Annotated in this window: 18 protein-coding genes; 1 reads left to right on the top strand and 17 read right to left on the bottom strand. The window is 62.1% G+C overall.

The window, feature by feature from the left end; all coding sequences use genetic code 11:
• Positions 1–21 precede the first annotated feature (21 nt).
• The 17 genes from ssuD to IZ6_RS01960 all read right to left on the bottom strand — a co-directional run bounded on the left by ssuD (position 22) and on the right by IZ6_RS01960 (position 16,109).
• Positions 22–1,215, bottom strand: coding sequence for an FMNH2-dependent alkanesulfonate monooxygenase (gene ssuD / locus IZ6_RS02040; protein WP_222876367.1), 1,194 nt, complete (start codon positions 1,213–1,215; stop codon positions 22–24).
• Positions 1,216–1,234: 19 nt separating this feature from the next.
• Entirely contained in the window at positions 1,235–2,185 is a 951-nt protein-coding gene (locus IZ6_RS02035) for an aliphatic sulfonate ABC transporter substrate-binding protein (protein WP_222876366.1), read from the bottom strand.
• A 16-nt stretch (positions 2,186–2,201) separates the two neighbouring features.
• Positions 2,202–3,032, bottom strand: coding sequence for an ABC transporter permease subunit (locus IZ6_RS02030; RefSeq protein ID WP_222876365.1), 831 nt, complete (start codon positions 3,030–3,032; stop codon positions 2,202–2,204).
• Between the two features lie 77 nt (positions 3,033–3,109).
• Positions 3,110–4,123, bottom strand: coding sequence for a taurine ABC transporter substrate-binding protein (tauA, locus tag IZ6_RS02025; RefSeq protein WP_222876364.1), 1,014 nt, complete (start codon positions 4,121–4,123; stop codon positions 3,110–3,112).
• Between the two features lie 264 nt (positions 4,124–4,387).
• Complete coding sequence (locus IZ6_RS02020) at positions 4,388–5,239, bottom strand: ATP-binding cassette domain-containing protein (protein WP_222876363.1); 852 nt, start codon at positions 5,237–5,239, stop codon at positions 4,388–4,390.
• Positions 5,236–6,039, bottom strand: coding sequence for an ABC transporter permease subunit (locus IZ6_RS02015; RefSeq protein ID WP_222876362.1), 804 nt, complete (start codon positions 6,037–6,039; stop codon positions 5,236–5,238). The genes IZ6_RS02020 and IZ6_RS02015 overlap by 4 nt, the downstream gene beginning before the upstream one ends.
• 97 nt (positions 6,040–6,136) lie before the next feature.
• Positions 6,137–6,475, bottom strand: coding sequence for a hypothetical protein (locus IZ6_RS02010; RefSeq protein WP_222876361.1), 339 nt, complete (start codon positions 6,473–6,475; stop codon positions 6,137–6,139).
• Between the two features lie 71 nt (positions 6,476–6,546).
• Entirely contained in the window at positions 6,547–7,158 is a 612-nt protein-coding gene (locus tag IZ6_RS02005; protein ID WP_222876360.1) for a helix-turn-helix domain-containing protein, read from the bottom strand.
• The gene (locus tag IZ6_RS02000; protein WP_222876359.1) at positions 7,155–7,349 is read right to left on the bottom strand and encodes a hypothetical protein; all 195 of its coding nucleotides are present in this window, start codon (positions 7,347–7,349) and stop codon (positions 7,155–7,157) included. The genes IZ6_RS02005 and IZ6_RS02000 overlap by 4 nt, the downstream gene beginning before the upstream one ends.
• 615 nt (positions 7,350–7,964) lie before the next feature.
• Positions 7,965–8,810, bottom strand: coding sequence for a sugar phosphate isomerase/epimerase family protein (locus tag IZ6_RS01995; protein WP_222876358.1), 846 nt, complete (start codon positions 8,808–8,810; stop codon positions 7,965–7,967).
• Positions 8,807–10,309: a tripartite tricarboxylate transporter permease gene (locus tag IZ6_RS01990; protein ID WP_225873971.1), complete on the bottom strand. Its 1,503-nt coding sequence runs from the start codon at positions 10,307–10,309 to the stop codon at positions 8,807–8,809. The genes IZ6_RS01995 and IZ6_RS01990 overlap by 4 nt, the downstream gene beginning before the upstream one ends.
• 1 nt (position 10,310) lies before the next feature.
• The gene (locus IZ6_RS01985) at positions 10,311–10,763 is read right to left on the bottom strand and encodes a tripartite tricarboxylate transporter TctB family protein (RefSeq protein ID WP_222876357.1); all 453 of its coding nucleotides are present in this window, start codon (positions 10,761–10,763) and stop codon (positions 10,311–10,313) included.
• A 6-nt stretch (positions 10,764–10,769) separates the two neighbouring features.
• Positions 10,770–11,741 (bottom strand): Bug family tripartite tricarboxylate transporter substrate binding protein, encoded by a 972-nt coding sequence (locus IZ6_RS01980; protein WP_225873970.1) that lies wholly within the window; start codon positions 11,739–11,741, stop codon positions 10,770–10,772.
• 122 nt (positions 11,742–11,863) lie between these two features.
• Positions 11,864–13,057 (bottom strand): YncE family protein, encoded by a 1,194-nt coding sequence (locus IZ6_RS01975; protein ID WP_222876356.1) that lies wholly within the window; start codon positions 13,055–13,057, stop codon positions 11,864–11,866.
• Positions 13,054–14,178: a DSD1 family PLP-dependent enzyme gene (locus tag IZ6_RS01970; protein WP_222876355.1), complete on the bottom strand. Its 1,125-nt coding sequence runs from the start codon at positions 14,176–14,178 to the stop codon at positions 13,054–13,056. The genes IZ6_RS01975 and IZ6_RS01970 overlap by 4 nt, the downstream gene beginning before the upstream one ends.
• 5 nt (positions 14,179–14,183) lie before the next feature.
• Positions 14,184–14,864, bottom strand: a complete 681-nt coding sequence (locus IZ6_RS01965; protein ID WP_222876354.1) for a GntR family transcriptional regulator — start codon at positions 14,862–14,864, stop codon at positions 14,184–14,186.
• 36 nt (positions 14,865–14,900) lie between these two features.
• Positions 14,901–16,109: a pyridoxal-phosphate-dependent aminotransferase family protein gene (locus IZ6_RS01960; RefSeq protein ID WP_222876353.1), complete on the bottom strand. Its 1,209-nt coding sequence runs from the start codon at positions 16,107–16,109 to the stop codon at positions 14,901–14,903.
• Positions 16,110–16,208: 99 nt separating this feature from the next.
• Between IZ6_RS01960 and IZ6_RS01955 the strand changes: the two genes are divergently transcribed.
• Positions 16,209–19,148: an FAD-binding and (Fe-S)-binding domain-containing protein gene (locus IZ6_RS01955; RefSeq protein WP_222876352.1), complete on the top strand. Its 2,940-nt coding sequence runs from the start codon at positions 16,209–16,211 to the stop codon at positions 19,146–19,148.

Below are 19,148 nucleotides of genomic sequence, written 5' to 3'. Positions count from 1 at the left end.
AACTATTGACTGAAAACAGATTTAGGACTGCGCCTGGCGCCGCTCCGGCGGTAGGTAATTGGCGACGATCTCTCCAAGCGTTCCCGTCTTTGCGCTTATGTTCCGCGGGCGCGCCGCATGATCGAGCGGCAGCAGCGGGAAGACCTTCTCCGCAAACGTGTAGGCCTCTTCGAGATGCGGATAGCCGGAGAGGATGAAGGTATCGATGCCGAGCGACATGTACTCCTTGATCCGCGCCGCAACGGTCTCAGGATCGCCGACAAGCGCCGTTCCGGCTCCGCCGCGCACAAGACCGACACCGGCCCAGAGATTGGGACTGACTTCGAGATTTTCGCGGCGGCCGCCATGCAGCTTCGCCATGCGCTGCTGGCCGACGGAATCATAGCGCGCAAAAATCTTCTGCGCGGCGTCGATCGTTTCCTGATCGAGATGGCTGATCAGTTTGTCGGCGGCAGCCCAGGCCTCTTCATTCGTGTCGCGCACGATGACGTGAAGGCGGATTCCGTAGCTGAACGTGCGGCCTTTGGCTTTTGCCGCCGCATCCGCTGCGGCGAGCTTTTCCGCGACATCCTTCGGCGGCTCGCCCCAGGTCAGATATTTTTCGACCGTCTCGGCGGCGACATCAAGCGCGGGGCCCGATGATCCGCCGAAATAAAGCGGCGGCCCGCCCTCCTGCAGCGGCGGGAAGAGGAGCTTTCCGTCTTCGACCTGAATGTGCTTGCCGGAATAGTTCACCGTCTCGCCGCGCAAGAGGGCGGAATAAACATGCAGGAATTCGCGCGTGATCTCGTAGCGCTCGGCATGCGGCGCAAAGAGACCATCACCTTTGTTCTCGACCGGATCGCCGCCCGTCACCACATTGATCAGAAGACGCCCGTTCGAGGCGCGGTCGAGTGTCGCCGTCATGCGCGCCGCAACCGCCGGCGAGAGCAGTCCCGGACGCACCGCCACGAGATAGCGCAGGTTCTGCGTCTGCAGCGCAAGCGCGGACGCGACGATCCAGCTATCCTCGCAGCTTCGCCCCGTCGGCAGAAGAACGCCGAAATAGCCGAGCGTGTCGGCCGCCTGCGCGATCTGCTTCAGATAGTTGATATCGACATGACGGGCACCTTCGGACGTACCGAGATAATGCCCGTCGCCATGTGTCGGCAGAAACCACAGAACCTTCGCCGCCTGCGCCGGCTCGATGCCGGACGCGCTCTTCGTAATCGTCATATGCTCTCCTTCACGGCCTTTACGAGGCCGGCTTGTACGCGGCGTCCGACACGGTGATCGCCTTCGGGATCAGCCCGAGTTCGAGGAAGGTGTCGGCGATCTTCTGCTGCTGGGCGAGGATCTCGTCGCTGATCGGCACGATATCGAGGCTCTTGCGCTTGAGGCTCGCCTCAAAAGCGGCGGCCGGAATGCCGACGGCACGGCTATAGGTTTCGGCCGTGCCTTTCACATCGGCGCGCGCCTTTGCATAAATCTCTTTCGATGCGGCGAGCACCGTATCGACGACTTCCTTCGGGTTGTTGGCCGCGAAAGATTTCGTCGTGAACAGGAATTCGTGGTTGGAGACGAGGCCCGTGCCATCGGCGAGAGTGCGTGCGCCCGTCGCGATTTCGGCGGCAGCGCGGAAGGGCTCCCAGATCACCCAGGCATCGACCGCGCCCTTCTCGAACGCGGCGCGCCCGTCGGCCGGCGGCAGATACGCGACTTCGACATCGCTGTAGGCAAGCCCGGCCTTCTCCAGCGCCTTCACGAGGAGGTAATGAACGTTCGAGCCTTTGTTGAGCGCGACCTTCTTGCCTTTCAGATCGGCGACGCTTTTGATCGGGCTGTCCTTCTGAACAAGGATCGCCTCGGCGGCAGGAGCTGCCGGCTCATGGGCGATATAGACGATGGGCGCACCGGCCGCCTGCGCGAAGACCGGCGGCGCTTCGCCCGTATGGGCAAAATCAACCGCGCCGACATTGACCGCCTCGAGAAGCTGCGGACCGGCGGGAAATTCCGTCCAGGTCACGCTGTAGCCGAGTTTCTTCAGCCGCTCTTCGAGAAGGCCGGTCGGCTTCAGCAGCGCAAAAGCGCCGATCTTCTGATGGCCGATGCGCACGACCTTATCCTGCGCCGGAGCCGGAGTTGCGATCGTCGCCGCAAGGGTTGCGAGGACGAGGTTCGCGAATATGCGCCTTGAAACGATCATGTGACTTTCCCCCTTTTCAAAGTTTTCCGTGCCAGGGCACGAGCAGGCGCTCGGCGATGCGCACCAAGGTTTCGAGCAGAAACGCCACGGCGGCGATCACGAGAATTCCCATGATGACGACATCGGTGACGAGAAATTGCGCGGCGGACTGGATCATGAAGCCGAGGCCGCGTGTCGCCGCGACGAGTTCGGCGGCAACGAGCGTCGACCAGCCGGCGCCGAGCGCAATGCGCACCCCGGTGAGGATTTGCGGCAGAGCACTCGGAAAAATGATCTGGCGGATGATCTGCGTTTCGCTGGCGCCGAGCAGGCGCGCGGCTTCGATATAGTCGCTCGAGACGGCGCGGACGCCGGACGCGGTCGACAGCGCAATCGGCGCCAGCATGGCGATGCCGATGATCAGAACCTTCGACACTTCGCCGATGCCGAACCAGATGATGACGAGCGGCAGATAAGCGAGCGGCGGAATGGGCCGAAGAATTTCGAGCAGCGGATCGAGAATACCGCGGCCGATGCGGCTGAGGCCGATGGCAAAACCGATCGGCACGCCGATAAGCGCGGATGCAACAAGCGCCGCAAAAACGCGGCCGAGGCTTGCGATCAGATGCTGGACGAGCGTCGCATCGACATAGCCGGTGGTCGTCACCGTCACGAATTGGGATAGCACGGCTACCGGGCCAGGAAGGAAGAGCGGCTTCACAAGCCCGGCAGCCGTGATGCCCCACCACGCCAGAAGGAGAGCGAACAGCGTGGCGAGGGAAATGTGGAAAGCTTCGAGGCGCGGCAGACGCAGGGGCGCCACATCGGGCGGCCCGTCATCTGAGATGTGCTCGACAATCGCGCTCATGATCGTACTTACCTAGAGAAGAATGGGCCTTGATAAGAAAATGGGCCCGGCCGTGAGGAGCCGGGCCCAGTCGGGGATCACCGCGAGGCGGTCGCTTCGGTGACGAAACGCTTCGTCACATAGGCCGAGTAATCAGGGAGCACGGAGGGAACCTTTCCCTGCTCCTTGAGGAAGGCCGCCGCATCCGCGATGGCTTTTACCGTGCCGCCGCCCAGCAGCGCGGGAGAGGCCTGTTCGGTGAGTCCCGGGAGGTGGTAGCCGGTCAGAAGAGCGGGAACCTCTTCAGCCTTAGCGCCGGTGAGGCGGGCGATATCCGCCGCCTGCTTGGATTTCGCGTCCCAGGCGCTCGGGTCCTTGGCATAGGCTTCATAGGCTTTGCCGGTGACCTTCACGAACTGCTTCACGACATCCGAATTCTTTTCGATGAAATCGTTGCGCGCGATCCAGGCGTCAAACGTCGGCGCGCCCCATTCGCCGACCTGTTTCGACGAAACGAGGATGGAGCCGGTTTCCTTCGCCTTGCCGAGCGCCGGATCCCACACATAGGCGCCGTCGATATCGCCGCGCTCCCAGGCCGCCGCGATTTCCGGCGGACGCAGGTTGAGAATCTGAACGCTCTTGGAATCGATGTTCCAGTGCTTCAGCGCCGCGAGCAGCGAGTAATGCGTCGTCGAGACGAAGGGCACGGCGATCTTCTTGCCGGCGAGATCCTTCGGCTCCTTGATGCCGGACTTGTTGGACACGACGAGCGCTTCCGAGTCGCCGATCAGGCCGGCGATGAAGATCGTCTGGAACGGAACTTCGCGGCTGGCGGCAGCGGCGAGCGGGCTCGAGCCCACATAGCCGATCTGCACATCGCCCGAAGCAAGCGCGGCGATGACGTCGGCGCCCGAGTCGAATTTGCGCCAGTCGATCTTCCAGCCCGTCGCCTTTTCATATTCGCCGGACGCCTGCGCGACCTTCGAAGGCTCGACCGAAGTCTGATAGCCGATGACGACGGTCTTGTCGGCGGCGAAGCTCACGCCCGAATTCAGGGTGAGTGCAAGGGTTGCCGCCGCGGCCAGCGCCGCGCGGCGTGTGATATTGGTCATGATGTCGATCCTTGAATGTGCCCCGGCTCTGCCGCGGGCGGTTTCAGTTTGGGGTTCGGCGCGTCAGCGTCGACAGCACTTGCGGGTCATCGGCCAACTCCTGTTCCGGGCACCCACGAAACTCGTCGTGGCGCTTTAGCCTTGGTGACGCGGAGCAAGCTGTCCCATCAAAACCGCGGCGGATTGAACGATCCGCCCATGCACTTTTCTATTATCTACAAAACAAGTCAAGAAATAAAAATAACTAACATTTTTGATATGTTGTTATTGCGAGGCGGCCAGTTTGCGCTCGCCGGCAAGACGTTTCTGGCGCGGCTCTGTACTTACGCTCTCCTCGCCGAAGAGGCGGTCGAGAATCTTGCCTTCGAGCTTTGCGAGCTCTGCCGAGCCGCGGCGGCGCGGGCGCGGCAGCGCCACGTTGATGTCGAGCGCGATCGCACCGTGATCGATCAGGAGCACGCGATCGGCGAGCGCCAGTGCCTCCGACACATCATGCGTGACGAGCACCGCGGTAAAGCGCTGCTCCAGCCAGATGCGCTCAAGCAGATTTTGCATTTCGATGCGCGTCAGCGCGTCGAGCGCACCGAGCGGTTCATCCAGCACCAGAAGCCGCGGACGGCTGACAAGCGCGCGCGCCAGAGCGACGCGCTGCTTCTGCCCGCCGGACAGAACGGACGGCCATTCATCGGCGCGATCGGCAAGCCCGACTTCGGACAGAAGGCTTGCCGCAAGTTCGCGGCGCCGCGCACCGTTGCGCACATGCGGCAGGCCGGTCTCGACATTGCCGATAATGCGCTGCCAGGGCAGAAGGCGCGGTTCCTGGAACATGATGCGCGCCGCATCGTGTCCCGCGCCATCGCCAATGCTGAGCCGCCCCTGCGACGGCCGGTCGAGACCGGCGAGAAGGCGCAGCAGCGTCGATTTTCCGCAACCGCTTTTTCCGACAACGGCGACGAACTGGCCGGCGGGGATGTGCAGGTTCAGCCCGCTCAGAACCTGCTTGTCGCCGAAGCTGCGGCCGACCTCGTGCAGCGTCACCGGCACGGCCGCGCGCTGCGGCTCCGGCGCGGAAACATCCTCGATCTCGATCAGCGTGCGGGCCGCGATGCTTGTCATGATGCGCCTCGATTCTGGAAAGAGGGATGCCATTGCAAAGATGCGCGTTCGAGAACGCGGGCGATGTAGTCCGCGAGCTTGCCGAGCAGCGCGTAGATGATGATGGCGAGGACGACGATATCGACGAGGAGAAACTCGCGCGCTTCCATCGCCATATGGCCGAGGCCCGATTGCGATGAGATCGTTTCGGCAACGATCAGCGTCAGCCACATAATGCCGAGCGAAAAGCGCAGGCCCACAAAGATCGACGGCAGCGCGCCGGGCAGGATGACGCGCCGCACCAGCTCCCAGCGCGACATGCCATAGGCGCGGCCCATTTCGATCAGCTGCGGATCGACGCTGCGCACGCCATGCAGCGTGTTGATGTAGATCGGGAAGAAGACGCCGAGCGCGACGAGGAAAAGTTTCGCTTCTTCCTCGATGCCGAACCACAGGATAACGAGCGGGATGAGCGCCAGATGCGGCACGTTGCGGATCATCTGCAGCGTCGTGTCGGTGTAGCGGTAGGACAGCGACGACAGGCCGTTCGCAAGACCGAAGAAGAATCCGATCAACCCGCCGACGAGAAGCCCGCTCAGCGCACGCAGTGTCGAGATCCACATATTGGCGGCAAGCTCGCCGGAGAGCAGCGCCTCCCATCCGGCAAGAGCTACGGCGGACGGTGCCGGCAGCACGTTTGGCGCCACAAAACCTGTGCGCGCCAGCACCTCCCAAAGCGCGACGAGACCGACCGGCACCGCCCATTCCGAAACGGCATGCGAGAGACCGCTTCCGTTATATTGGACATTCGGCAAATTCATTGGACGCCTCGTCCGGTTCCGCGGCGGGACGGTCGTCCCGAACGGAGGAAAGATAAAACCTTACCGACAAAGCGATTGATGCGGCGCGGCGCGGCTTCTAGCGATGACCGGGACGAGACGCGGCGACCGCGTTTCCCGAGATCGAGACCCGCGGAGCGATTGTCATGACGAATGCAGCGATGAGCATGCCCATGATGGGCGGAATGATGCCGATGATGAACATGGGCGGCATGATGAACGGCATGCCGATACCCATGCCGATGATGATGTGCACCGTCTCCTGCAAAATGACCGACAAGGGCATGGTCTGCGAGATGATGCCGATGGATGCGTCCATGAAGGACATGTTCATGGCCTGCTGCCAGCAGATGATGAACATGAACAAGATGGGCATGCCGATGATGATGTGCTGCGGCGGCATGATGATGTGCTGCATGCCGATGAAGGCCTAAGGCCCGCTCGGACCGAATGCAGAAAGCCGGCCCTAGGGCCGGCTTTTTTGCGTCTTCAGCCGACCGTTTCGACATAGGTCATGACCAGATAGAGCACAGCTTCCGTCGGACCGAGATTGCGGTAGGCGTGCGGTACGTCCGCATCGAAGACAATCGCGTCTCCTTGCGCCAGCGCGACGGGGCGGCTGCCCTGCACCGAGATTTCGACGGCGCCCTGCGAGACGATGAGATTTTCGCGCGTGCCGGGCGCATGCGCTTCGGCGTTCTCGCGATGATGCGGCGCGATGCGCAGTTCGTAGAATTCGACCTTGCGCTCTTCGGTGAACGGAAACAGCGCGCGTGTCGTAAAACGCCCGTCCTTCGAGCTGAGGATTTTGGCGTCCTCGCTGCGCAAAAGAACCGTGCCGGACGAGGCTTCCGTCGCCAGAAGATTTGAGAACGGCACGCCGAGCGCGGTCGCGACTTTCCAGAGCAGGCTGATGGTCGGCGCGCTCTTGCCGGTTTCGATCTGGCCGAGCATGGCACGGCTGACGCCGGAGAGTTTTGCGAGGCGCTCGAGCGAATGGCCGCGCTTGATGCGCAATTGGCGCAGATTGCGTCCGACAATCGCCGGCAGTTCCGCCGCCGGATCTTGCGGCTCTTCCATTGCGAGCGCCCGCTGATTCATGGGCGTTCGTCTTGCTGAGCTGTCTGCGGCATTTGCGGCATGAAGGGTACGAAGACGACCGGCGCCCAGACCATCATGAACGGTCCGGCGAGAGGAAACTCGAATCCGGGAACGCTGTCCTGCTGCGTGCGTGCGGCGGCTCGCGCCTGCCTGTAATCGCTCAGCGATACGATCTCTGCGGTCTGCGCCATGTGAAATACCGTACTTCTAGCGTTAAATTATCTGTTTCACATAATACGCATGACTTTCCTAGATTGTCTACTTGAATGATCGATATATAGCGCGAACGAAAGCCGCGCATCCGGGGCGGAATGCGCGGCCTTTCAAGCTTTAAGGTTCAGAATCGGCCGGGCCTGTTCACCGGGCCGCCGCGATTTCCCGGAACACCCGGCCTGCCGACTCCGGGAGTGACCGCCCGCACCACGGGACGGGCAACCAGCCGAACGCCGGGCCGGACCACGCAGCCGAGCGGATAGTCGATATGAGTGCACCAAACTGCGCGGCGCAGGACGACACCCGGCCTGACAACGCAATTCGCGGGATAGTCCACATAGGTGCAGTAAACGACGGCCTGCGCGTTTTCGGCGGGGCCGAAAAACATAACCGCACCGGCCGAAAGGGCGAGTAGAGTCAGAGCTCTCTTCATCATGGCATCGATCTCCATCCCAGCCGGATTTTTATAGGCGGACGGCACATCGCAGTTTTGATGCAGATCAACTCGTAAAAAGAAAGCCGCGCATCCGGGGGCGGAATACGCGGCTTTCTCGGGTCTTTCGAGCGGAGAGAGGCTGGAAAGGCCCCGGGGTTCAGGCTCCCACGCGAGCAAGCGCCCCATCGGCAAGGTCGGCGACGATGTGCCGGCCTTTCACCATGTCCGGCACAGTCATGTAGTCCTGCATGTAATGACCGCGATAGCCGCGGCCTTCGAGCAGTTTGAACATGGCGCCGAAATCCAGGTTTCCGGTGCCGGGATAAAGATGCTCTTCGATCTCGCCGCGATTGTCGGCAAGGCGCACCTCACCGATGCGATCGACACCGACGCCGGCTTTTTCCATCTGCTCAACAAAGCCGGAAATGCCGTAAGGCAGCATATGCGCGTGATTGGTGGTGAACACCCAGCGCACCGACGGCGAAGTCAGGTTCTTGAAATAGAACTTCGCTTCCTCGACATCGTGCACGAGATATTTCACCTCGGCGCCTGCGGGCTCCGGGTTCATGTTCTCGAGATGGATGTTGACGCCTTCGCTTTCGGCAATCTTCGACGCGCGCGTAAGGCGCTCGACGGCAAGCTCCATGCGCATCTGCTTGTCGGCGGTGAAATGATAGCCGCCATGCATGATGACCCAGGGAGCGCCGATCGCCTTCGCCGCCTGGAGATAGGCGGCGAGATAGGCATCCGCCGCCCGCGCCAGGAAGGGCGAGCCCTCGGCGGTATTCATCGCCGAGAGTGTATGCAGACCGAGCGTGATCCCATGATCCGCGAGCTTTTTCTTGGCTTGCGCCAGCCGCGGGTTTTTCGGATCGAGAAGCTCCGGCTCCGGGTCCAGACAAATATTCAGGAACCGGATCTTCTCCTTGATCGCCAGATCGATGCCCGGCTCAAGCGGCATGCGCTGATTGAGGTCGAGCCCGATCCTGTCCTTGATGCTCATGCGCACCCGCCTGCCGGAGCCGAGGTCTTCTTGCCCATGAGATGGGCGACGACCGGAACCGTGACGAACAGAACGGCACAGACGATCAGCGCCAGCGAAATCGGACGGGTCAGGAAGATTTCCGGAGACCCGTGCGAAATCGTCAGCGACTGGCGCAGCGAGGACTCGAACATCGGACCGAGCACGAGGCCGAGAATCATCGGCGCGGCCGGCCAGTCGAAGCGCTTCATGGCCCAGCCCAGCGCGCCGAAGGCAACGAGGAGCCAGCAATCCTCAAGGCTGTTTGCCTGCGAGAACACGCCGACAATGCACAGCGCAAGGATCGGCGGGTAGAGCCATTTGTACGGTACTTTCAGGAACTGCGCGAACAGGCCCGCAAGCGGCAGGTTGAGGATGAGGAGCAGCACATTGCCGATATACATCGACGCGATGACGCCCCACACAAGCGTGGAATTCTGCGTGAACAGCTCCGGACCCGGGCGCAGACCGAACATGATCAGCGCGCCGAGAATGATGGCCGTCGTGCCCGAACCCGGAACACCGAGCGCCAGCATCGGCACCATGGCGCCGGCCGCCGCCGCATTGTTCGAGGATTCCGGTCCGGCAACGCCTTCGATGGCGCCCTTTCCGAACTCTTCCGGATGCTTCGAGACTTTCTTCTCGACGATATAGGCGATGAAGCTCGCCATGGTCGCGCCGGTGCCGGGAAGAACGCCGACGAGGAAGCCGATCAGCGAACCGCGCACGATCGGCATCTGCGAACGCTTCCAGTCGTCGCGGGTGGGAAGAACATTCTTCACTTCCGCGACCGGACGCTCCGTCGCCGTCGTGCAGGTGGCAAGCACTTCGCCGACACCGAACAGAGCGACGGTAAGCACGATGAACTCAATGCCGTCGAGCAGCCAGAGCTGGCCGAAATCGTAGCGCATGGTCCCAGAATATGGATCGACGCCGATGGTTGCGAGCAGAAGGCCCGCAACGCCCGCGCCGAGACCCTTGACGACCGAGCCGCCGCTGACAGCGGCAAGAGCCATCAGACCGAGCACGACGAGCGCAAAATATTCCGGCGGGCCGAAGGCCAAAGCTGCTTCCGCAAGTGGCGGCGCAAGGAAAGTCAGGCCGAGAACCGAAATCGTGCCGGCGATGAACGAGCCGATGGCGGCGATGCCGAGAGCCGCACCTGCGCGGCCCTTCAGCGCCATCTGATAACCGTCAATACTGGTCATGACGGTCGAGCTCTCGCCCGGAACGCTGATCAGAACCGAGGTCAGCGTGCCGCCATACTGCGCGCCGTAGTAAATACCGGCGAACATGATGAGCGAGGCCGTCGGATCGGCACCGAAGGTCAGCGGCAGAAGAAGCGCGATGGCAGCGGACGGTCCAATACCGGGAAGAACGCCGACGAGCTGGCCCAAGAACACGCCCAGGAAGCACATCAAGATATTGGTGGGCGTTAGAGCGGTCTGAAAACCGCCCATGAGGTCCATAAACGATTCCATATCAGAAACCCCAGGGGCTGAGCGGCAGCGGTATCGCCAGCCAGTGCTCGAAGATCAGAACGAGGACGCCGGTTGTCGCCAAGGACGCGATCACCGACCGCACGATCGGCAGACGCTCCACATAGGCGTACATGAACAGCATCATGCCGAAGAGCGGAATGGCAAAGCCGAGCCAACTGATCGCTCCCACGCCAACAACCAGCGTGCCGAGGAGTTGGAGGCTCTTCTTCAGCGGTTCGCGCCCCGTCGTGTCGGGCGGGTTCGTAAACAGGCTGACGATCACCGCCGCGGAAAAGGCGAGAAGGAGAACACCGTAGACCATCGGCAAGAAGCCGGAGTCGGGCGCGAAGCCGGCCCAGAACGGGAGCTCGAAAGAGCCCACGATCCAGACCAGCCCAGCGACGGCGAAAAGTGCGGCGAACGCGAGTTCGCCCTTGATTGCCGTAAGCTTCATTTCACATCACGCCGGTTTGCCGAGGAGATCCCGGTAGAGCTTTTCCTGATCGGCGAGGAACTTCTCGAAGTCCTTGCCATAGATCGGGGCTTCGGTCGCGACGTTGTCGGCGATGTATTTCTTCATCGTCGCCGACTCGTTGACCTTCTTCATGATGCCCTGCCAGTAGGCCTGTGCCGCTTCATCGACACCCTTCGGCATCGCAAGGCCACGCCACATCTGGAAGTTCGGAACCGTGATGCCGGATTCCTTCATGGTCGGCACATCCGGGAACGCCGCAAAGCGCGTATCGCGGAAGACGCCGAGCGCGCGCACCGCGCCGGACTTCAGATGGCCCATGAATTCAAGCGGATTGCCGACACAGCCGTCGACATGACCGCCGAGCAGAGCCGTGAGCGCTTCGCCGCCCGAGTTGAAGTTGACCGGGTTGATCTCTTTGCCGAGAGCGCGCGAGAAGATGGTGATGCCCATCACGTCGGTCGTACCACCGGTGCCGAAGTTCACCGTCTTGTCGGGCTTCGACTTCACGTCGTCGGCGAACTCCTTGATCGTCTTGTATTTCGAATCGCCCCTCACGAAGAGAAGGAAGTCGTCGAGCATGACATTGGCGATCGGCTGAACTTCGGAAAGCGTTTTCGCTTCCGGCTTCAGGATCGGGGTGATCTGCGTCGTGCCGTTGACGAGAACGATGGTGTGCGGGTCCTTGGCCTTCGAGGCCGAGATATAACCGACGCCAACGGCGCCGCCGCCGCCCGGACGGTTGTTCATCACGAGCGACGTCGGGATGAGTTTTTCCTCGACAATGATCTTGCCGATGATGCGGGCGAGAAGGTCCGAGCCGCCGCCGACACCGAACGGAATGACGAGTTCGACATCGCGCGTCGGCACCCAGGCCTGCGCAAAACCACGGCCGCTCGAAGCGGCCAGAACTGTGGCTGCGGAAACCCCAGCCACGAACTCTCTGCGTGAAACAGACATTGTGCCCTCCCTTAAGACTGCAGTTTTCTTTGAACTGCAGGTTTTTGAATTATGAATGCACTTTGGCACGAGTCCAGTTTGATGGGAAGAGCCCCGTTGCTACTGCTCCGTTTTGCTCAAATTCAGGAAAATTCTTCTATTGCAACAAGATAGGGTTCGTTACCCACGCCGGCCACCGCCGCCCGGACAGCAAATTTTTCGGTCGAAACGAACCAAACAACGCCGCTCTCCGGCACGCCTTTCGTGCCGCCAGATACGGCGAGCAGGCTTCCGTCGCCGCTCATGGCGAGGCCGCGGGGAGATGCCGCGCGCCCGGCGGGGTGGGTGAGCGAAAGGCGGCGCTCGGCGCCGGGTTCTATGGCCAAAGCCGCGGCGATATCGACCGCAGAGAGCGTGTTCGCTGCCTGACAGGTGATGTAGAGCGTCCGGCCGTCATTCGAGAAGACCGGCACGAAAGGCCGCGCGCCGCCGCCATTGTCCGTACCGGCGTGAATGCTGATCGGTTCCGCCGCTTTCGAAGCCGATTTCACCGCGGCGAGATCGACAATCGAAACGGTATCGCCGAGACGCCCGGTCTTCGCGTCTTCACGATCGGCTGTGGCCAAAAGTCTTCCGGACGGATCGACACAGATTCCGAACGGCCCGCTCGGCAATTTGATACGGTTGATCTCCGCATCCACCCGGCCCTCGACGACGGATGACAGAAGCAGCACCGAGATATCCGAGCTGCCGCCATTGGCGGTGAAAACATAATCGCCGGAAATCGCAATGCCGTTCGGATCGGGAAACGCGCCGAAACTCGCATCAGGCGACGGCTTGCTGCTCGGCGCTCCCGCATGCGCAAGCGCGGTTCGGGCCTTCAGCTCAAGCGTCTCGGCATCGAAAACCGCGATCTGATATCCGCCGTCTTCCGTCCCCTCGCCTTCGGCAAGCGTGACGAGAAGATGCTTTCCATCGGGCGTCAGAGCAGCGGCGACCGGCCCATGCCCGCCGGCATCTATCTCGTCGATCAGCGCCTCGCCCTGCGCCGGATTGCGCGCCCGCTCAAGATCGATCACCGCGATCGTGCCGCGATGGCCGTGCGGCATGATCGAGACCGCTTCTCGCGTCGCGCGTCCGCCGTGATTGACGACAAAGACGCGTCCGCGCGCGTCGTCGAACGCCATGCTGACCGGCAGAGAGCAGGCGCCGGTGAGGCTTGTCGGCACGCGGTTGACGATGGACGGATTGCCAGCGAGGGCGGCCTCTATATCGATGACGGTCAGCGTCGAATCCCAACGGCCGGCGACGAACGCGTAACGGCGCGGCTTTGTCACAGAACGCATCCGCGCGCATCGACCGGCCACACATCGGTGACGCGTCCGCCGCGCACCGCGACCATCCAGTCGAACTGATTGACCGTCGGATCGCAATGCGACGGCACGATATGCAGAAGTTCACCCAATGCGGGCGTCTTGCCGCCGGGCAGCGTTTCGATGCGGCCCTGCTCGTCGCTGGCTTTTGTGAAAACGAGATCGGGTCTCTCGTGCAGCGTCGGCATGCCGCTGTCGAGATTGAGCGCTTTGACGCCGGCATCGACATAAACGACATCGGGCGCCGCAGCGCGCAGCACGCGCGTCAGGACGAACAGACTCTGACGGAACGGGCGATAGGAAGAACCGTCGGCGGAGAAATTGCGCGCATAGTCCCCGTCCATGAAAACGTACGAGCCCGGCTGCAATTCGGTGAAGGCGCCGACCGATGTATCTTCCGCATAGGTTCCGGTGCCGCCGCCCGAAATAAGATCGCAGGGAAGTCCCGCGCTTTCGAGCACGATACGCGCGCACAGAGCGCGTTGCCCTGCTTCTTTTGCTGCCGCGGCACGCTCTGTCTGCGGGCGCAGATGCTGGAACGGACCGTTATAGACCTGAAGCCCGCGCAGTTTGAGATGCGGCGAGGCCGCTATCGCTTCCGCGAGCGGCAGAAGCTGGCTTTCATCGCCGAGCCCCATGCGCGCATCACCCGCATCGAGCTCGATCAGAATTTCGAAGATCACGCCATTCCGCCGCGCCGCGTCCGCGAGCTCCGTCACATGCGCGGTATCGGAAGTCAAAGTCGTGATGCGCACTTTGCGCGCAAGTTCTGCAAGCTTGTCGAGCTTTGCTGCGCCGACAATATGATTGGAGACGAGCATATCCGACACGCCGCTCGGCAGAAGAGCCTCGGCTTCCGAGACCTTCTGACAGCAGAGGCCGATGGCGCCGGCCGCGAACTGACGACGCGCGATCTCCACGGATTTATGGGTTTTCGCGTGCGGGCGCAGCATCATGTTCGAGACGCGAACATGCTTTGCCATTGCATCGATGTTGAAATCCAGCGCGTCGAGATCGACGATCAGCGCCGGAGTGTCGATCGAGCCGATCTCGTCGCCCGCGCGGGCAGGTGCCGGCGAAACCAAGCGCGTTACTCCGCGGCCGAAGCTCTCGCTGTGGTAAGCGATTCATGCACCATCGCCGCCTTGTGCCGCAGATGGTCTTTGAGAATCTGCGCCAGGCGTTTGCCGTCGCGCGTCTCCAGCGCCTTCATCATCTGTTCGTGATCTTCCACCGCCTCGTCCCAGCGCTCGGGCGATTTCTTGGCGGTGAAGCGGACGGCATGCGTGCGCACCATCAGCGTATGATAGAGCTGCGTCAGCTCGGCATTGCCCGCCGCATCGAAGATCGCTTCGTGGATCTGGCGGTTGAGCTTGAGGTAAGGACCGGCCTCGCCCTTCTTGTAATGCTTGACCATCTGGTCGTGCAGTTTCTGAATCCGCGCGACCGCTGCATCGTTGATCTTGGCGCAGGCAAGTTCGCCGGCAAGCGATTCCAGCGCACCCATAATCGGGAAGAGCTGATCGATTTCCTGCGGCGAGATCGAAGCGACGCTGGCGCCGCGGTTCGGCGCGAGAATCACAAGCCCGCCCGAAGCCAGAACCTTCAGCGCCTCGCGCAGAGGCGTGCGCGAAACGCCGAAGCGGGCGCACAGCGCCTGTTCGTTGATCTTGTCGCCGGGGCGGAGCTCACCTTCGAGCACCATGTCGTGCAGGAGATCGACGAGTTCGCCGTGAAGGCTGCGCCTTGAGATGAGCCCTGGTTCGACCAATTGCGTTCTCTCCCGCCCGGTTATGTCAGACCCGGCCTACTCCGCGGCAATGCTCCGGGGTTTGCCCGCCTGCGCCGCAAAATACTGCATCGCTGCCTGTACGCCACCTTCCTTATGGGGAATTCCGGCGAGTGCAAGGCCCATTTCGACACCGCACAGGGCGCCCAGAATGGTCAGGTCATTGGTATCGCCGAGATGGCCGATGCGGAACACCTTACCCTGCAGCTTGGTGAGGCCGGTTCCGAGCGACATGTCGAAGGCATCGAGCACACGGCCGCGGAAGTCATCGGCATTGTGACCGTCCGGCACGAGCACCGCCGTCAGCGAGGACGAATAGTGCTCCGGCACGCGGCAGAGAATTTCGAGACCCCAGGCGCGAACCGCGCGGCGCGTCGCTTCGGCGTGCCGGTCGTGGCGCGCGAACACATTCTCAAGCCCCTCCTCGTTCAGCATGTCGATCGCAGCATCGAGGCCGTACAAGAGGTTAGTGCCGGGCGTATAAGGGAAAAATCCGTTCTTGTTGTGTGGGATCATCTCCTCCCACGACCAGAAAAGTTTCGGCAGCTTCGAAGTCTTCGACGCCTTCAGGGCCTTTTCGGAGACCGCGTTGAAGCTGAGGCCCGGCGGCAGCATCAGGCCCTTCTGCGAACCCGAAACAGTGACGTCGACGCCCCATTCGTCATGGCGATAGTCGATCGAGGCGAGCGAGGAGATGGTGTCCACGAGGTAAAGAGCCGGATGGCCGGCGGCATCGATCGCCTTGCGGATCTTGCCGATGGGCGAGACGCAGCCGGTCGAGGTTTCGTTGTGGACGACGCAGACCGCCTTGATCTCGTGGTTCTTGTCCTCGCGCAGCTTCTGCTCAAGTGCTTCGGGATCGGCACCCGTGCGCCAGTCGGACGAGATGAATACCGGCTCGATGCCGAGCTTCAGCGCCATGTTCTTCCAGAGCGTAGCGAAATGCCCCGTTTCGAACATCAGCACCTTGTCGCCGGGCGACAGGACGTTGGTGAGCGCCGCTTCCCAGGCGCCCGTGCCGGAGGCCGGATAGATGAAAACATGGTTCTTCGTCTTGAAGACGCCCTTGATGTTTTCGAGCACGCGCTTGCCCAGGCGCTGGAATTCGGGGCCCCGGTGGTCGAGCACCGGCATGTCCATGGCCCTCAGAATCCGGTCCGGAACCGGGGTGGGGCCCGGGATCTGGAGGAAATGGCGCCCGGCGGTACGCGGGGTGTTGGCGGTCATAAAGGTACTCCGGTTCGAAAAATGGGCGTCTGGGCTTGCCGAAATGAATTATGAATGCAAAAAGCAGTCAAGCAAAGCTTTTAAAAGGTGCCCACAAAAATGATCGCCCGGCCGGTCTCCCCCCTGGAAAGGCGCCTTGTTTCCGAACTTGGCGGGGAGATCCTGTTCGACCGGTTCAGCCGCGGCCGCTATGCGACGGATGCCTCGATTTATCAGATGCTTCCGACCGGTGTGGTGGTGCCAAAAACGCTCGAGGAAGCCGAGCTGGCGCTGCAGATCGCGCGCGAGGAAAAGGTGCCGGTGACGGCGCGCGGCGGCGGAACGTCGCAATGCGGGCAAACGATCAATACGGGCTTGGTTATCGACTGTTCGCGGCATCTGACGGGAATCGTCGAGCTCGATGTCACCGGCAAAAGAGCCGTGGTCGAACCGGGAATCGTGCTCGACGAGTTGAACCGCAAACTGCGTCCGCACGGATTGTGGTTTCCCATCGATGTCTCGACCGCTTCACGCTGCACGATCGGCGGCATGGCGGGCAACAATTCCTGCGGCGGACGTTCGCTGCGCTACGGCACGATGCGCGACAATGTCATCTCTATCGACGCCGTCCTCGCCGACGGATCGAAAGCCAATTTCGGCAAAGTGCGTCCCGATCTTTCCGATGTGTCGAACGCCTCGCCGCTGCGCCCGCTCGCCAATCAGCTGTTCAATATCGGACGGCGCGAGAAAGACGAAATCGACGCGCGCTTCCCGAAAGTGCAGCGCCGCGTCGGCGGCTATAATCTCGATGCGCTGATCCCCGGCGAGACAAACAATCTCGCGCACATACTTGTTGGCTCGGAAGGCACGCTCGGCTTTTCGACCAATATCGAAATCCAGCTCTGGCCGCTGATGGGCAAGCGCGCGCTCGGCGCCTGCCATTTCGGCTCCTTTTATGAAGCGATGGATGCGGCCCAGCATCTCGTCAAACTCGGCCCCATCGCGGTCGAGCTTGTCGATCGCACGCTGATCGAGCTGGCCCGCGACATTCCGATGTTCCGACCGACGCTGGAGCAGTTCGTCCGCGGCACGCCCGATGCCGTGCTGCTCGTCGAGTTCGCCGAGACCGAAGACGAGAATGCGCGCCGCATCACGCAGCTTCATGATCTGATGGGCGATCTCGGTTTCGGCTGGGACAAAAGCGGCGCCAAATGGGGCGGCGTCGTCGATATCTACGATCCCGGTCTTCAGGCCGCCATCGCCGATGTTCGCACATCGGGCCTCAACATCATGATGTCGATGAAGGATCAGGGTAAGCCGATCTCCTTCGTCGAAGACTGCGCCGTGCCGCTCGAGCATCTTGCCGATTACACCGAGCGCCTCACCGGCGTGTTCCAGAAGCACGGCACGCGCGGCACCTGGTATGCGCATGCGTCCGAAGGCTGCCTGCATGTGCGCCCGGTGCTGAACATCCGTCAGGATATCGACGTCAAGAAAATGCGCGCCATCGCCGAAGAGGCGTTTGCCATGGTGCGCGAGTATAAAGGCTCGCATTCAGGCGAACACGGTGACGGCATCGTGCGCTCGGAATTCCACGAACCGATGTTCGGCAGCCGTCTCGTTCGCGCGTTCGAGGAAGTGAAGGACAAATTCGACCCGTCCTCGCTCCTCAATCCCGGAAAAATCGTTCGCGCGCCAAAATTCGACGACACCTGGCTGTTCCGCTACGGGCCCGAATACAAGCCCGAAGAGATGAAGACGGAACTCGACTGGTCCGCCTTCACCGGCAAAGGCGGCGGTTTCCAGGGCGCCGTCGAGATGTGCAACAATAATGGCGCCTGCCGCAAACTTGCCGGCGGCACGATGTGCCCGTCCTATCGCGTCACCAAAGACGAGCAGGACGTCACGCGCGGCCGCGCCAATACGTTGCGCCTTGCGATTTCCGGCCAGCTCGGCCCCGACGCTTTCACCTCCGACGAGATGGCCGAGACACTCAAGCTCTGCGTCTCCTGCAAAGGCTGCCGCCGCGAATGCCCGACCGGCGTCGACATGGCGCGCATGAAGATCGAGGTTCTGTCGGCGCGGGCAAAAAAACTCGGCCATTCGCTGCGCGATTATCTCGTTGGCTGGATGCCGCGCTATGCGCCCTATGCGGCGAAGGTGCCGTTCCTCCTCAATCTGCGCGATCTTATTCCCGGCGCGGCGAAACTGACGGAAAAGCTCACCGGCTTTGCCGCCTCGCGCAAACTGCCGCGCTGGCGCGGCGACATCTTCGACATCCCGGCCAATGCGCTCGGCCCGAAGGACGGCAAACCGGTCGTCTTCTTCGTCGACACGTTCAACCGCTATTTCGAGCGCGAAAACGCCGAGGACGCGCTGGAAGTGCTGCTCGCCGCCGGATACCGCGTGCATCTGGCGGTGCCCAATGACGGAAATCGCCGTCCGCTCTGCTGCGGCCGCACCTTCCTCTCGGTCGGCCGCGTCGATGAGGCGCGGCGTGAAGTCCAGCGCGTGCTCGATGCGCTGGCTCTGTTCATCGATGCCGATGTGCCGGTGGTCGGGCTTGAACCGAGCTGCGTCTTCTCATTCCGCGACGAAGTCCCGGCGATGTTCCAGGACGAGCGCGCCAAACGCCTCGCCAAGAATTTCCTTCTGTTCGAAGAATTCATCGCCCGCGAGGCGGATGCCGGACATCTCAAACTGAAGCTCGCGCCGATCGCCGGAAAGGCGCTGCTGCACGGCCATTGCCACCAGAAGAGCTTCGGCGCCATGGGCGCGGTCGAAAAGACGCTGCGCCTTGTACCTGACCTCACGGTCGAAACCGTGGAATCGAGCTGCTGCGGCATGGCGGGATCCTTCGGCTATGGCGCCGATACGATCGAGGTTTCAAAGGCGATGGCCGAGCTCTCGCTCCTGCCAGCCGTGCGCGCCGCGGACGAGGCGACATTGATCGTTGCCGACGGCACGTCCTGCCGCCATCAGATCGGCGATCTGTCGGCACGCGAAGCGCAACATGTGGCGCGCGTTCTGGCCGACAGCGTCAGAGCGGCAAGCACCTGA

Source organism: Terrihabitans soli (assembly GCF_014191545.1).
Classification (GTDB): Bacteria; Pseudomonadota; Alphaproteobacteria; order Rhizobiales; family Methylopilaceae; genus Flaviflagellibacter; species Flaviflagellibacter soli.
The sequence above is the reverse complement of the archived record's forward strand: the minus strand, read 5'-3'. Positions and strand labels throughout refer to the sequence as shown.